This window comes from Amycolatopsis sp. NPDC101161, assembly GCF_044768185.1.
Taxonomy (GTDB): Bacteria; Actinomycetota; Actinomycetes; order Mycobacteriales; family Pseudonocardiaceae; genus Amycolatopsis.
The window spans coordinates 39,516-54,670 of sequence record NZ_JBIWPI010000004.1; the positions used below are offsets into that span (position 1 = coordinate 39,516).

Genomic DNA, 15,155 nt, shown 5'->3' on the forward strand with positions numbered 1-15,155 from the left:
ACCCAGGTTCGCACTACCCGGCCGGATTTTCAGCGCTTGTACCGGTAGGGGATTTCGGTCGGCTGCCCGGTGGGGCCGAAGTCCTGCGGTTCTTCGGGTTCTTGGGGCTCCTGAGGCTGGTCGTTGAACTCGTCGAACCACCCGCGTGGAGTGCCCCGCGGCGGGGTGGCGGGCTCTTGCTGGTCTTTGGTGGGTTGCGGGAGTGGGGTGTCCGGCCCGGGGAAGACGGGACGAGCGGTGGGCGGAGTGGCGGGCATGGTGCCGGGGCCCGGGAAGACAGGGCGTGCGGGGGCGGCGTGTCGGGTCGGGAAGGGCGGGGGGGTCGATTCCGGGCCCGGGAAGACGGGTTTGCCGGACCGCACGGGCGGAGGGGTCGGAGCGGTCGGGCGCCAGGGAGGGGCGGCGGCAGCGGGCGCCTGAGCCGAGGTCTGCTGCTGCGGAGCAGGCGGCTGCTGAGCCAGGGGCTGCTGGGCGGGGGGTTGCTGCTGCGTGGACGGCGACTGCGGCCCGGACTGCTGCGGCTGGGCAGGCGGCTGCGACCACGCCTGCTGCTGGGGCTGGGCAGGCGGGTGCAGCTCAGACTGCGAGGGCTGGGCCGGTTGCTGCGGCCCAGGCTGCTGCGGCTTGGCAGGAGGCTGTGGCCCAGCCAGCGGCTGGGCAGGTCGCGGCGGAGTGGTCGGCTGCTGCTGGTCCGCGGCAGGCGGCTGCGGCCCCGGCTGCTGCGATTGGGCCGGTTGCTGCGGTCCGCCGGGCGGCTGATGCTGGCCCACGGCAGGCGGTTGCGATCCCGGCTGCTGCGGCTCGGCCGACTGCTGCGGTCCGCCGGGCAACTGATGCTGGTCCGCGGCAGGAGGTTGCGCCTCAGCGGGCGGCTGGAGGCCGGTAGACAGCTGCTGCGGGGCAGGCGGCTGCGACCCGGCGTGCTGGGGCTGGTCAGGTTGCCGCGGGGCGGCGGCCGCCCGATGCTGACCCGCGGCAGGAGGTTGCGCCCCAGCGGGAGCCTCAAAGTCGGTGGGCAGCTGCTGCGGAGCAGGTGGCTGCGCTCCGGCGGGCGCCTGAGGCGGGGCCACGGCGGACGATCGCGATTCCGGCCCATCGGGCGTCTGCGACCCGGCAACGGGTTGCTGAGCTGAAGGCTCGCCGATCGGCGGCGGAGCAGACTGCTGCTCGGCGGCCGACTCATGCTGGTCCGCGACGGAGGGTTCCGCTTCCGGCACAAGGGGCTGTGCCGAGCGCGACTCAGCGGAAGACTCCGACCGCACGGCCGGCTCATCGCCCGACTGCAGCCCCACCGCCGACTCGGCAGACGAGTGCGACTGCGACTCAGCAGCCGGCTGCGGCTGCACCGCCGACTCGGCAGGCGCTTGCGGCTGATCCACAACTCCTGATTCCGGCCGCACCTCGACCGGCGGCTGCGGCCGATCCATCGGCTCGGCAACCGGTTGCTGCTCAACGACGGCAGGCGGCTGCACCGCCGACTCGGCAGCCAGTTGATCCGCAGCCGCCGATTGCGGCTGCGACTCGACTGGCGGTTGCGGCGGCACCGACGAATCGGCGATCGACTGCTGCTCAGCCGACGACTGCGGCCCCAGCTGCGCCGCCGCCTCGGTCGGCGATTTCTGCTGGGCACCGGCCGCCGATTGCGGCGACGAAGCCACGGGCGGCTCCGACTGGGCTAGCGACTCGACGACCGGCTGCGGCTGCGCTGCCGATTGTGACTCGGCAAGCGGCTGCACCTCGGACTCGGCAGGCGGCTGCGGCTGCACCTGCGATTCGTCGGGCGATTGCCGCTGGTCCACCTCCGCCGATTGCGGTTCCGGCTGAGCCGGAGACTGCGACTCAGCAGCCACCTGCGCTCCTGCCAGCGGTTCGACAGGCGATTCCGGCTGAACCACAGATGGCGACTGCGACTCCCCCGCCGATTCGGCGGGCGACCGTGGCTGCGACTCAGCAGCCGGCTGCGCCGGTGACTCCGATTCGACAGCTGACTGCGGCAGCTCCGACTCAGCCGACGAGTGCGGCTGCGTCTCCGACTCGGCCGACGGCTGGACCAGCGACTCGGCGACCGGTTCCGGGAGCACCGAGGACTGCGGCTCGACAGCCGGCTGCCGCCGCAGCTCTGACTCGGCCAGCGAGTGCGGCTGCGACTCCGGCTCAGTGGGCGGTTGGTGCCGGTCCGCGGTCACCGATTGCGGCTGGGACTCCGACTCGACAGCCGATTGCCGCTGTTCCGCCGCCGCCGATTGCGGCGACTCCACCGCCGATGGCCGTTGGTCGGCCGCCGACTCCGGTCGCGGCTGTAGCTGCGACTCTGTGGGCGACTGCCGCTGGTCCGCGGCAGGCGACTGCGCCTCCGGCTCGGTAGGCGCTTGCTGCTTGGCACCGGCGACCGTTTGCCCGCCATCGGCGGGTTCCTCCTCGGTCTCGGCAAATAGCCGCTCCCGCGACGCAACAGATGCCTGCCGCTCGGTCGATGGCTGCTGATGAGCAGGATCCGGTGCAACGAAAGGCTGATCGTGCGCCCCTACAGGCGGGTGCTCCTCCTCGCCCCCAATCAACGGCGAAGACGGCTCCGGCGCCGCATGGCGAGGCGCCTTCACCGGCTCAACAGGGCGCCCAGACCACCCAGAAGCACCCTCCTCCGACGAACGCCCCCACCCCGACGGCGGCACCGGAGGCGGCTGCGGCACCGTCCGCCACACCGGCGCCGGACCGATGTTCATCGGAGCCGGCGCCTGGCCAGGCGCCGGCGGAGCCCCGGGAGGAGGCGGCGCAGGACGCGCAGCCGGCCGGGGAATCGGGTCCAGGCACGACACCAGAACCGACGTGTTCTCCGGGTCGTCGACCTTCCGCCCACTCCGCTCGCGGTAAACCATCTCGCCGTCGGCGTCCATCTCGACCAGGTAGCCCGCCTCCGCTAGCTGCTCCTCGTCCAAGTCCGCCAACCGCTCGTACCGCGAGGGCACCACCCGGTAGATCGGCCATGCCAACGAAGCGTGCTCCGCGTGGAACTGGGCCAGCAACGCCGCCATCTGGTGCTGCCACGGCAGCGACATGCCCTCCGCCAACGACCTCGGCAACACCACGTACCCCGGGTCCACGCCCGGGTAGCCCTGGGCCAGCTGGTCGGCCAGGGGCGTGCTGGACGCGGGGCGCGCCGACTGCCTCGGCGGCTGGGGTGCGCCGAACAGCGCCGCCGGGTCCTGGGGCGAGCCCGTGCCGGGCTTGCCTCGTTTGCCGAATTTGCGTCCCACGTGCTCATCCTCTGCCAGTACGCGGCCACCTGCTCGTGGAAGCGCCGCGACGTCGGGTGAATCGGCCGGCCCCGTTCGGGTCAAGGGCTCTCGACCCATGCTAAACGCCGGGCCGGACCGCCTGCGGTACGACTTCCGCCTCGTCGAACGAGAACGGCCGCGTGTGCACCGGCACGCCCGTCTGCTGGGCCTCGACGATCTTGCCGTCGCCGAGGTACATCGCGACGTGGTGGATCGTGTCCGGGTTCGACGGGTCCGTGGCCAGGAAGACGAGGTCACCGGGCTGCGCCTCGCGCACCGGCAGCAACGCGCCCGCGTGGTACTGGTCACGCGAAACCCGGGGCAGGATGATCCCCGCCGACTCGTACGCGCGCAGCATCAGGCCCGAGCAGTCGTACGAGTTCGGGCCGGTGGCGCCCCACACGTACGGCTTGCCCTGTTCGCCCAGCGCGAAGCTGATCGCCTTCCCCGCGGCCTGGCTCGGCGGCAGCAGCTGGCCGAGACCGGTACCGCACGCGACGACGTCGACGACCTGGCCGACGTTCTCCACCAGCGTCGCCGCCATCGGCTCCCACTTGTGGTACCGGTCCGGGAAACCCGAGCGCTCGACGGCCTGCGCGGCGTCGCCGGGGCGCTTGTTCTCCCAGTCCGGCACCGCGAGCAGCACGTCGTAGAACTTGTTGACCGCGTACGTCGGGTCGGTGACCTGCGACACCGTCCCCCAGCCCATCGACGGGCGCATCTGGAAGATGCCCTGGGAGTCGCGGTCACCGTAGGTGAGGTTGTGCAGCCCGGACTCGGTCATCCCGGCCTGGATCGCGACCTGCCACGCGCGCGGCGCCAGGGACCGCTGCTTGCCGACCGAGATGATCAGCGCGACGGTCCCCTTCTGCTCGTCGTCGAGCTTCGACGCGTCGACCGTGCCGCGGTCGCCCTGGCCGGGCTGGGTCGGGCCGACCGAGGCGTCGCAGCTCATCAGCGACACACCCCGGGCCTGCGCCTGCTGGTTGTCGATGACGACCTTGGCGGCGACGGCGGTGACGACCAGGGCGCCGATCGCGACGAACACGACCAGCCCCAGCCACAGCCCCAGCCGCCGCACGGTCAGCTCGCCTGGTCGTAGTCGGCGACCCGCCAGCCGGCGTTGGTGTTCACGACCGTGATGGCGAGCTTCGGCCCGTCCGTCGGGATCGTCAGCTGCACCGAGCTGGTGTACGACGTCCCGACGACGGGCTCACCGGTGACCTTGGTCGCCGGGATGTTCGCCGGGTCGACCGACGCCATCACCGGCAGGTACTCCTCGGTCGTGAACGGCTTCAGCTGCGCGAGCCACTGCTCGGAGGTGATGCCGGCGGGGTGGTTGACCCACGCCGCGGCCCACTCCTTGGCGACGCGGACGGCGTCCCCGTTCGGCGCGGCCGTGGTCGGGGTGGCCAGCGGCGCGGACAGCCGCGTCGGCAGGTTCGACGTCGGGACCGGCGCCGCGACGCCGGGCGGGGTCGCGGTGACGGACGTGGTCGGCGTCCCGGTGGTGGGCGACGCCTTGGCCTGCGGCTTGCCGACCACCTTCGGCAGCACGATGCCGAGCGCGGTGACCAGGATCGCGAGGACGACCAGCGTCCCCATCAGGTGGCGGGGCGAGCGCAGCGGCCAGCCCCACAGGCGGCGGTAGACCGCGGCGCGGCCGCGGTTGGTGCGGATCGGCATCGGTCACCGCCCCATGACTTGGTCGGTGTCCCGCGGCTCTTCGCGGACCTCGATGCCGCGCGACGGCCGGTACAGCACGAAAACCGGTTTGCCCGCGACGACTTCGGGGTCGACGCGCCGCGGTTGTGCCCGCACTCCCGGCGTCCGCGGCACGTCCTGCGGTGCGTAGTCGCTGAAACCGGACTCCGGCGTGCGCAGATCGGACGGCACCACAACGGGTTCGGGCTCGTCGTTCCAGCGCCGGTCGGCGACCGGCGAGGTGTCGACGCGCCGGCTTTCCTCGCGAGCGGTGGTCGGCCGCCCGCCGGCGCCGACGACGACGTAGTCGCCGGGGTCGCCGTTGGCGGGGTTGTACTGGCCGAACACGGGGGCGCCCGGACGGCCGCCGGCGGGCAGCGCGCCCGCGGAACCGCCGCCTCCGACGGCTCCCGGCCAGGCGCCGGACCAGGCGGCGGCCGGGCGGGCCGCGCCGGAGGTGTGGTCGAGGCGCTGGGCGTTGGCGAAGATCGTGGCTTCGGGCCGGAACCGGCCACCGCCGGCGGTGGCGCCGAGCGGGCCGCGCTGCTCGCCGTCGACGACGTCGTCGGTGTCGCGCACGGTCTGCCAGAACTCGTCCTGCGGCGTGGGGCCGTTCTTGTTGCGCCGGAACCGCGAGAAGATCCCGCCGCCCGGCGACGGCACGGCGGCGCCGACCATGCTGACCGACATCTCGACCATCTGCCACAGGCGGCGCACGGGCCGTCCGACCATGAACAGCAGCACGGTGATGAGCCCGGCGAGGACCATCTGCGTGAGCATGTTGAGCGAGTTCCCGGCGTCGAAGATGGCTTGCAGGAGCAGGGCGTGCACGCCGGCGAGGACCGAGAGCACGACGAGGTTGAAGGCGACCCCGCCGGCGACCTTGAGCACGCGGCGGAGGATTTCCGGGTGCAGCAAGGCGATGAGCCCGATCAGGGGGGCGGTGAGGGCGAAGAGGCGGATGAGGACTTGGGCCAGGAGGACGCTTGCCTTGGCCAGGAGCTGGAAGAGGGAGTAGACGAGGGCTTGGCCCAGGGACAGGAAGCCCGCGCCGGTGCGGCCGCCCGCCTCGCCGGTGAAGTAGCCGGTGGCGGGGCCGAGCTTGGTGGAGATGTCCTTGTAGGCGTTCTTCTTGCCGTCGATGACCGACTGGTTGGCGTCGTCGCCGTTCACCAGCTGGTTGCGGGTGAACGCCTGGGCGTCGAGCAGCGGCTTGCCGTACTGCTCCGCCTGCGGCGCCGTCGGCGTGCCGAATTCCCCGCGCAGCCAGTTGTTGTAGACGATCTGCGTGTGGAGCTGGGTGGGCAGGATGTCGCGGATGATCCGGTCGCCGCTGTCGTCGACGAAGCCCGCCTGGATGTTCGTGGTGGTCTGGACGATCGCTTTGTCGATCGGGTCGAAGTAGCGCAGCATCGCCAGCGACGACGCGGCGAGCCACACTCCGGCCAGCGCGTAGAGCGCCCGTTTGCTGACCGCGGCGAGGTCACCGCGCCAGATGTTGCGGAACAGCATGATCGACAGGATCAGCGCGACCAGGCCGAACAACTGGGCGTAGATGTTGTTGTAGACCTTCTCGGCACCCGACTTCACCGCGGCGTAGATCGGGTTCAGCAGACCGCCCTCGAGCACCGTGTAGTGCAGCGAGTTGGTCGCGCCGACGATGTTCTTGCCCAGGTTGAACAGCTGGTTGCCACCCCAGGTGTCCAAAGTGGACCCCGCCGGGGTGAGGTTGAGGCCCGAGCAGTTGGTCTCGAAGGTGTTCCAGACCATGCCCGCGTAGCTGTAGTCGATGTAGGCGCTGTTCGGTTCGCCGTGGCCCTCCGGCGGGTCGATCGCGCCGACCATGCCCGCGCCCGGCCGCTCCGGGTTCGGCGCCTCGCCGCACGCCGCCGCGCTGGCCGCGGGCGCCGTGGCGATGGCCTGCAGGCCGAGCACCAGCATGACGGCGAACATCGTCGCCTTGCGGCTCGGGACGCGGCGCGCCTTCGGGCCTTCCTTGATCCGGCGCTTCAGCGCGTGCCAGGCGGCGGCCAGCGTCAGCAGCACCGCCAACGTCAGCAAGGTGTTCATGCGGCACCCTCCGCGGTCGCCCGCGTGGGTGCCGAGGAACGGCGGGTCCGCCTCGCGCTGCCGGAGGCGGTGCGGCTACTTCGGCTCCGGGCGGCGCTCATGCGGCGTCCCGGCCGGTGCCGCCCTTTCCGCCCGTGCGGGCGTGCTGCTGCCCGCCGTTGCCGTTTCCGTTCCCGTTGGAGGACACCCCGCCCTCCACTTCGCCCGTCTCGGACGCCAATGGATCGGGCGCTCCCAGGAGGTTCTCGTCGGCGAGGCCGACCTCCAGTTCCGCCGCCAGCTCGAAGTCCTGCTCCAGCTCGATGTCGTCCTCCGGCGGGACCGCGACGTACGGCTTCTTCTCCTCCGCCGGCAACGCCAGCTCGTTCCCCGGCCGGCGCGAAGGCGCCGCGTCCTTGGAACCCGGGGTCGTGTCCATGACCGCCCGCAGGTGGTCCAAGTGCGGCCCGGAGAAGTCGACGCGGATGCGCTCCACGCCGCCCGCGCCGTCGCCGAAGATGAACTGGCGGGGCTCCACGTCCCGCTCCAGGCCGCTTCGCTGTGCACCAGGACGACGACCAAGGGCCGCGACGACCTGCTCGTAGCCCACGCCCACCGGGACCTTCAACAGCCGCAACGCGTCGGCCTGGGCGTCGTCGTCGTCGAGACGACCGACGAACACCGAGTCCAGCAGCGTCACGAAACCCTGGATCTTCAAGAAGTCCGCCGGGATCTGCGACGACAGCAGCACCCGGACGTTCCACTTCCGCGAGTCACGCGCGAAGCGGTTCATCAGCACGCGCCCGGTCGGGACCTCCGACAGGAAGAACGCCTCGTCGATCCAGACGCCCTTGCGCATCTCCTTGGGCTTCTCGTACACCGACCGCTGGGTCAGCCACGCCGCCAAGTTCAGCATCTCGACGCCGAGGGACTCCGCGTCCGTCCAGTACTCGCGGGGGACGCCGTCCTTCGGCAGGGTCAGGCCGGCCATCGTCAGGACCGTCAGGCGGTCGTCGCGCGTCTCGGAGTACGGGTCCGCGTCCGTCTCGGGGATCAGCAGCGCCATCCGCTCGCGCATCTCGTCGAGGAAGTCCGCGACGACGCCCGCGTGCTCGTGGTGTTCCGACGAATCCCGCCGGAGCGCATCGATTACCTGGCCGGGATCCGCGTCGAAGCGGCCACCGACGGCTCGCACCGCGCGCAGCAGCACGATCCGGGTCTGGGCCATCCGCGAGACCTCGTACGGGAGGACACCCGTCAGGACGTCCAGCACCAGACGCCGTCGGGTCGCGCCCGCGAGAGCCTTCTCGCGGCGCCAGGAGCGCTCGGGGTCGTCCTCGTCCATGAAGTGCTCGATCAGCGGCTCGGCGACCACCCGGTACGGGTTCAGGATCCCCGGCTGGGCGTTGAGCAGGTTGATCGGCCGCGCGTACGGGCGCAGCTCCGGCAGGTCGCACAGCCGCGACAGCGGGCCGGACGGGTCGAGGATCGTCCAGTTCGCCCCCGCGCGCAGCGTCTTGTAGACGATGCCGCCGCCGAGGAACGACTTACCACCACCCAGGCCCGCCACCATGGCCGTCAGGCCGGAGCCGTCGCGGATCTCCTGGGCCATCCACGGGTCCCAGGCCACCGGGCGCCGCGTGGCCGTGCACGTCTCGCCGAGCAGGATGCCGCGGCGGTCGCCCACCTCCGCCGTCGCGGTCGGGACCGCCGAGGACGCCCAGACCACCGAGCCCCGGCGCATGTACGCCGCCGAGGCCAGCGGCTCGCCCGGGATGAACTCCCGGGCCAGCGCGTACTGGGCCTCGGGGTGCTCGATGGCGATCTTCGGCTTGTAGAGGTCAAGCAGCTGCTGCGCCAGGCGCAGCGCGTCGCGCTCGGTCGGGCCGGACACCGCCAGCCGCCACCAGGACCGGACGCGGGTGGCCAGCGCGGTGAAGCCCGACGTCATCTCGTCGTCGATCTCCAGCACGCGCCCGGCCTGCCGGGACAGCGACTGCGGTGGTTCCAGCTCGTGTTCGTCGGTGTAGTGCTTGACCTGCGACCGCACCTTGTTCATCTGCCGCTGCAGCTCGCCGGCGACCTCTTCGGGCCGCCGGACGTAGATGCGCGCGGACACCTCGACCGCGGCCGGCAGGCGGTCGGCGTGCTGGATCCACGGGTCGTCGACCTCGGGGATCTGCAGGCCGTGCATCTGCCCGACGGTCAGGACCGCCAGGTGCCGCGAGACGCCGGCGTTGGAGCCGGTGCGGCCGCGGACGGTGACCGTCGGCGCGTACGGGTCGGCGTAGTAGTCGGCGGCGTCGGTGAAGCTGGCCAGGTCTTCGGGCTCCCAGGCCGCGCCGGGCACCGCGGGCATGTTCCGCGGCGCGGGCAGGCCGAGCGAGCACGAGCGGTGCATCAGCCAGGACATCTCCTCGGCGTGCACCGGCCGGCCTTCCAGCCCCGCGCTGCCGATGACCTGGTCGAGGTGCTCGACCTCGGAGTCCAGCGCGGTCAGCTCGGCGTCGACGGCCTCGGGCAGGATCTTGCGCAGCACCGGCGCGGCGCGCTCGACCGCGCGGTCGACCATTCGCCGGGTCTGCACCTGGACGCCCAGGTAGACCTCTTTTTCGGCCATCGAGCGGCCCATCAGCTGCTGCTGCTCGCCGATCAGGTAGTCGTCGAACGAGAGCGCGCCCGGGACGTCGCCGGGGCGGCCGTGGGCGTTGTAGACGTGCGCCTCGGCCCACATCCGGATCGGGTACGGCCGGTTCGTCACGCGCAGGTGCAGCCAGCGGCCCTGCAGCTCGGCGTACTGGCCGGCGATGGCCGCGATCAGGTCGCGCCGCTGCGAGTCCGACCGGAACGACCAGCGCTGCGGCGCCAGCCGGTACCAGGCGTAGACCTCGTACCCCGTGCGGACGAGGTGCCCGTCGATGCTTCGCACCGCGATCGACGGGGTATACGCGGGGATCGCCTGCTCGCCGGTCAGGCGACGGCCGTTGCCGCCCCCCGAGCCGTTCCGCGCCGCGCGGACCTGCTCGGGCGGTTGCCATGCGCCCGAGTGCGTCTCCCGACCCCGTTTTCCTCGGCTACCGCCGCGACCGAACAACGACTACCTCCCGGCCCGAGCCGCGTTGCCGCGGCTCCGGCGCGCTCGTGGTGTTCCCTGGGTGAAGGCAGCACCCGGCGGCGTGCCGTGGTGCTGGTACTGCCGCCTCCGGCGGTGCTTCGGCAGCGGGCGCTCGGCCCGTACCCGGACGCGGCTGGCGCTGACCGCGCCACCGGTGCCCGTGGTCACCTCTCTGGGGGTGTTGAGCTCGCGCCCGGCCATCGCGACCACGGTGCCCAGCGGGCGCTCGTGGCTGATCTTGGCGGTGAGCAGCCGCGTGATCGCGATGGTGGCGACGAACGCCCAAGCGGTCGAGAAGAACCCGAAGCTCCACCCCGCCCAGCGTTCGATGCCGAGGACGACGAAGAACGCCGGGATGCCGATGAGCCACGCCACGTAGCGGGCTCTCCAGGGAAAAGTCGCTTTCGGCGGGCCGAGCCACACGGCGTCGACCCGGTAGACCTCGTCATCAGTCCTGATCCGCACGCCGCCGCCTCAGCCGGTGAACAGGCCGGCGATCCACTGGCCCACGTTCACGCCCGCGCCGCTGACCGCGAGACCGATGATGGCGAGCGCGATGACCACGCCGGCGAGCCGGCGCATGACACCGGCGTTGTCGCCCTTGCCGCCGCCCAGCCAGAGAAGCAGGAGGGCAACGGCCAGCAGCACCAGGGGGATGACGTTGTCGAGCAGCCACTGGCGCACGTTTCCCGTGCCCAGTTCGCCGCCGGCGGCCAGCGTGTCGAGGGTGGTCAAGGTCATCATCGCGATACTCCCGGTGCGCGGTGGGGCCCGCGCGGCTCTGGCTCAGGCGGTGCTTCGAACATAATGGAGGCTACGAGGGGTAGTGGTCAAAGCGCGCTGCGTAGATGACGGCTGGGGTGTCAACCGGTGTGGCGCGCACGGCACACGAAAACTCCACGCCCACCATCATCGCGGCAAGGGCCCTCGGGTTAAAGCCCGGGCACCCATCATTCTCAGTGTGCTGACGAACTCACCCCATTGCTCGGGATTTGCTCACTGTGGGTACTGGCACCGTGGCCGTCGTGCGGCCTGGGACAGTGTGACATGACCCGAACGGCCCCGTCGCGCGAGTCCGCTCTGTGACCGTCCTCCGGCCGGTCGGCGACCATGTCGATCTTGCCGCTCCGAACGGTCCGTCACACGGCGCTCAAAACCTCACACGCCTTTCACTACATAGCGTGATCTTGGTGCTCAGGAGCGGCGCCGGGCGAAAACGCCCTTCGGGAACGCACCGGCAGCTACCACGCGCCGCGTGAGGTCCCGGCCGAGCTCCTCCAGCCGGGCCAGCTTCTCCGGCCCGAGGTGGTCCCACGGGCCGCGCGCGGCGGCTTCGGTGGCCGCCTCGACGCGGTCACGGACCGCGACGCCTTCGTCGGTCAGCGCGCCTTCGCCGTCGAGCAGCCCGCGGTCGCGCAGGCGCTGCTCGGCGGCGGCCCACTGCTCGTCGCTCCAGCCGCGCGTCAGCTTGGCGGAGTCGACGGTGAAGCCGGCACCGGTGGCGACGTGCGTGACGAGCGCTTCGACGCCGCTCAGGCCGTTGAGGAGGAGAGCCGCGATGTGGCCGTCGCCGCGGTGCTCGCGCAGCAGCGTGATGGCGTGCCAGAGCGACAGGTGCGGCGGCTCGGGCCAGTCCAGGCCGGCGTGGGCGGCGTAGAGGGGCCGTCCTTCGACGGCGCACCCGGCGGTGGCCTCGCGGGCGAGCTCGGCGGCCTCGACGACCTGGTCGCTCTTCAGCTCGCCTTCGCCCAGGAGCCGGGTCAGGGCATGGTCGACGCCCTCGAGCCGGGCCACGAGGACCTGCTCGGGCGACGCGAGGGTCCAGGCGCGCGGGATCACGCGGGCGACGACCTCGGGGTTGAAGTTGTAGAAGGTGGCGGCGACGACCTCGGGCCCGACGGCGCCCATCGCCGCGGACCGGCTCGCGAAGTACGGCATCCGGCCGGGCCGCAGGCCGATGCCGGTGAGGGCCTGGTCCACCTCGGGCGCGAAGTACGCCAGAGCGTGAAGGGAGTCGAACGCCGACTTGAACCGCTTCTCGTCACCCGCCATGGGCGCACCCTACTACCGGGTAACCACGCGGGGACAGGCCGAAGGGGACATCGCGTCCCCTTCGGCCCGGGGCGGACGAGCCGGCATGTAAGCCGGATCCTGTTCCCCGGTCGCCTCACGGCTCGCGGGGCGGCGGCCATCCATCTCGGCCTGCCGTCGCCGGCAGGCTCCAGCGGCCTACCCGCAGGCTCGGACGGGCCGTCCTCGAACGCCTGCGCAGAAGCCCGGGGGCTTCCTCTTGGCCTTGCTCCGGGTGGGGTTTACCCAGCCGTCCCGGTCACCCGGGACGCTGGTGGTCTCTTACACCACCGTTTCACCCTTACCCCGGCCCTCGCGGGCCGTGGCGGTCTGTTTTCTGTGGCACTTTCCCGCGGGTCACCCCGGGTTGCCGTTAGCAACCACCCTGCCCTGCGGAGTCCGGACTTTCCTCGGGCCGGGTCACCCCGGCCCGCGACCGCCCTGCCTGCTCGTCCGCGGAGAGGATGGTAGCCCAGCGCCCGGGCCCGGCTCGGCTGCGGACGTCTTGAATGACTCGTTCAGGTTCTCCGCGGTGCTGATGGAGTCGTTCAAGACCGCGTGGGCGGGCCGGTGGGGCGGTCGGCGCGGGTTGGCGTGCGCGGGTCGGCAGGGGCGTGCGCCGGCCGGCGCCGGTCGGCGCGGGTCGGCAAGGGCGATCGCGGGTTGGCCGGCGCCGGCCGCCAAGGGCGGGCGGCCAAGGGCGGGCGCCGGTCGGCGCCGGTGGGCACCGGGTCGGCACGGGTGCGCCGGTCGCCAAGGGGGCGAGCGCCGGTCGGGCAGGGCGAGCGCGTATCGGCAAAGGCGAGCGCGGGTCCGGCAAGGGCGAGCGCCGGTCGGCAAGGGGCGGGCGCCGGTGGGCCCGAGTCGGGGGTCCGGGCTCGGACCCGGCCCTCGTCAGTACCCGGCCGCGGCTCGGCTGTGGTGGCGGGGCCGGTCGAGTTCCGGGGGCCGCTGCGGCGGCACCGCCGCCGGCGCCGGGTGCTGGCGGGCCAGCTCCGCCGTCCAGTGCAGCACCGCCGCCGGGCTGTCGAGGCCGATCAGCCCGACCAACCGCCCGTCGCGGACGGAGCCCGTGATCGGTCGCGTCCCCTGCACCGGCGACTCCAGCAGCACCGTGTCCGTCCCGAGCATCGGCCGGCCCGCGACCTGGATGCGGACGCCGTGCTGCTCCGACCAGTACCGCGGCACCGGCGTGTACGCCGGCGACCCGGCCGGCCCGGCCAGCAGGTTCTCGGCCGCCGCGCGGCTCATCTCGACCGCGTTGAGCCAGTGCTCGTCACGCCGGGGCGTCGCGTCGTAGCGGAGGTTGGGCCAGCGGGCGACGTCGCCCGCCGCGACGATCGTGTCCGACCCCAGGACGTGGCACGTCGGCCCGCAGACGACGCCGTCGTCCAGCGGCAGCTTCGCCCCGCGCAGCCACGACACCGCCGGCACGCTTCCGACGGCGACCACGACGCACGCGACGTCGATCGCCCGCCCGTCGGCGAACTCCAGGCCGACGGACGTGGTCCCCGGGTGCCACCGGCGGATCGTCGTCCCGAGCTCCAGCCGGACGCCGCGGGCGGTGTGCAGCGCGGTGAGCCAGTCGCCGATGTCGGGGCCGAGGACGTCGGCCATCAGCGCCCGCGCCCGGCCGATCAGCACCACGTCGCGGTTCATCTCGCGCAGGCTCGAAGCGACCTCGCAGCCGATGAAGCCGTCCCCGATGACCGCCACCGGCCCGGAGTTGGTGGCCAGCGCGCGCTGCAGCGCCGTCGTGTCGGACAGGGTCCGGACGACGACGACCCGCGGGTGGCCGTGCGGCGCGCCGGGCATCCGGCGGGGTTCGACGCCGGTGGCGATGATCAGGCCGTCGTAGCGGACCTCTTCGTCGCGCAGGTGCACCACCTGCCGGTTCGGCGACAACGCGGTGACCGGGCTGTCGAAGTACCACTCCGCGTCGACTTCGAGGGGGTCGGCGAGCAGCGTCTGCGCGCGGCTGACCGCGCCGGTCAGCAGGCTCTTGGACAGCGCCGGGCGGTGGTAGGCGATGTCGGGCTCGGCGCCGAGGACGACGACTTCGCCGTCGAACCCGAGTTCGCGCAGCCGTTCGGCGGCGCGCAGGCCGGCGAGGCCGGCTCCGGCGATGACGATGCGTTCGCTCATCGGGTGGCTCCCAACACGTGGATGGCTCTCATGGGACAGGCGCGCGCGGCCGCGCGGACGTTCGGCGTTTCCCCGGCACCGGGCCGTTTCTCGTACTCGAGCTGCCCGTCGTGGCCGAGCTGGAAGACCCCGGGCGCCTCGGACTGGCAGACGCCGTAGGAGTGGCAGCGGTGGCTGTCGACGTCGACGCGCAGCGCGGCGACTTCGGGCTCGGGTTCGATCAGCCCGGCCCGGACGAGAGCGGACGCGGGCAGCACGCGCAGCGCCGAGAGCAGCACCGGCGGGACGAGCAGCGTGATCCCGGCGAGCCAGACGACCGCCAGGTGCCCGCTCGAGACGGCGCCGAGCCAGGCGTGCACGGCGAGCAGCCCGATGGCGAGGTAGCCGAACTGGTGGAAGCGCAGCCAGCGGCCTTCGCGCGCGCCGCGGCGCAGGCCCGCGGTGACCGAGACGGCGATGACCAGCTCGAGGCCGAGGATGCCCAGCGCGTGCCGCGGGGTGCCGTCGTAGAAGGGCAGCAGCAGGTCGGCGACGCCGAAGGGGTCGTCCTCGAGGAAGAGGAACGTCAGCCCGTGCACGGTGCCGGTGACGAGGGTGAACGCGGCGAGCAGCACGTGACCGGTGCGCAGCGCGTCCCGGCCGTTGAACCGGCGGACCCAGCCGGTGGCGGCCAGGACGCCCCAGCACAGCGTCAGGCACATGCAGAAGTACGTGAGGCGGCCGGACAGCGCGGCGGCCTCGGCGATCCCGGTGTCGTGCGGCGACACCGGGAACAGCGCGGCGGACGGGGACATGGG

At 72.5% G+C, this 15,155-nt stretch carries 10 protein-coding genes and 1 other RNA gene; all 11 read right to left on the reverse strand.

What is annotated here, in order from left to right; translation table 11 throughout:
• Positions 1-29 precede the first annotated feature (29 nt).
• Positions 30-3,254, reverse strand: coding sequence for a hypothetical protein (locus ACIRSS_RS27595; RefSeq protein ID WP_400899858.1), 3,225 nt, complete (start codon positions 3,252-3,254; stop codon positions 30-32).
• 100 nt (positions 3,255-3,354) lie between these two features.
• Positions 3,355-4,356 (reverse strand): C40 family peptidase, encoded by a 1,002-nt coding sequence (locus ACIRSS_RS27600; RefSeq protein ID WP_400899860.1) that lies wholly within the window; start codon positions 4,354-4,356, stop codon positions 3,355-3,357.
• 2 nt (positions 4,357-4,358) lie between these two features.
• Complete coding sequence (locus ACIRSS_RS27605; RefSeq protein WP_400899862.1) at positions 4,359-4,961, reverse strand: hypothetical protein; 603 nt, start codon at positions 4,959-4,961, stop codon at positions 4,359-4,361.
• 3 nt (positions 4,962-4,964) lie between these two features.
• Complete coding sequence (locus tag ACIRSS_RS27610; RefSeq protein WP_400899864.1) at positions 4,965-7,049, reverse strand: magnesium transporter; 2,085 nt, start codon at positions 7,047-7,049, stop codon at positions 4,965-4,967.
• 97 nt (positions 7,050-7,146) lie between these two features.
• On the reverse strand, positions 7,147-10,122 hold the full coding sequence (locus ACIRSS_RS27615) for an ATP-binding protein (RefSeq protein ID WP_400899866.1): 2,976 nt from the start codon (positions 10,120-10,122) through the stop codon (positions 7,147-7,149).
• A gap of 3 nt (positions 10,123-10,125) precedes the next feature.
• Positions 10,126-10,608 (reverse strand): hypothetical protein, encoded by a 483-nt coding sequence (locus ACIRSS_RS27620; RefSeq protein WP_400899868.1) that lies wholly within the window; start codon positions 10,606-10,608, stop codon positions 10,126-10,128.
• A 9-nt stretch (positions 10,609-10,617) separates the two neighbouring features.
• The gene (locus ACIRSS_RS27625) at positions 10,618-10,887 is read right to left on the reverse strand and encodes a hypothetical protein (protein WP_093948570.1); all 270 of its coding nucleotides are present in this window, start codon (positions 10,885-10,887) and stop codon (positions 10,618-10,620) included.
• A gap of 450 nt (positions 10,888-11,337) precedes the next feature.
• Entirely contained in the window at positions 11,338-12,195 is an 858-nt protein-coding gene (locus ACIRSS_RS27630; RefSeq protein WP_400899870.1) for a hypothetical protein, read from the reverse strand.
• 72 nt (positions 12,196-12,267) lie between these two features.
• Positions 12,268-12,665: RNase P RNA component class A (rnpB, locus tag ACIRSS_RS27635), an RNA gene on the reverse strand.
• Between the two features lie 442 nt (positions 12,666-13,107).
• A complete protein-coding gene (locus ACIRSS_RS27640) occupies positions 13,108-14,358 on the reverse strand; it encodes an NAD(P)/FAD-dependent oxidoreductase (protein WP_400899872.1) in 1,251 nt (416 codons plus the stop codon).
• Positions 14,355-15,152, reverse strand: a complete 798-nt coding sequence (locus tag ACIRSS_RS27645; protein WP_400899874.1) for a ferredoxin — start codon at positions 15,150-15,152, stop codon at positions 14,355-14,357. The genes ACIRSS_RS27640 and ACIRSS_RS27645 overlap by 4 nt, the downstream gene beginning before the upstream one ends.
• Between the last annotated feature and the right edge of the window lie 3 nt (positions 15,153-15,155).

Bases quoted from the DNA above. Each gene is read 5' to 3' on its own strand.
- ACIRSS_RS27645 (WP_400899874.1), bottom strand. From the start codon at position 15,152: ATGTCCCCGTCCGCCGCGCTGTTCCCGGTGTCGCCGCACGACACCGGG.
- ACIRSS_RS27630 (WP_400899870.1), bottom strand. From the start codon at position 12,195: ATGGCGGGTGACGAGAAGCGGTTCAAGTCGGCGTTCGACTCCCTTCAC.
- ACIRSS_RS27625 (WP_093948570.1), bottom strand. From the start codon at position 10,887: ATGATGACCTTGACCACCCTCGACACGCTGGCCGCCGGCGGCGAACTG.
- ACIRSS_RS27640 (WP_400899872.1), bottom strand. From the start codon at position 14,358: ATGAGCGAACGCATCGTCATCGCCGGAGCCGGCCTCGCCGGCCTGCGC.
- ACIRSS_RS27605 (WP_400899862.1), bottom strand. From the start codon at position 4,961: ATGCCGATCCGCACCAACCGCGGCCGCGCCGCGGTCTACCGCCGCCTG.
- ACIRSS_RS27610 (WP_400899864.1), bottom strand. From the start codon at position 7,049: ATGAACACCTTGCTGACGTTGGCGGTGCTGCTGACGCTGGCCGCCGCC.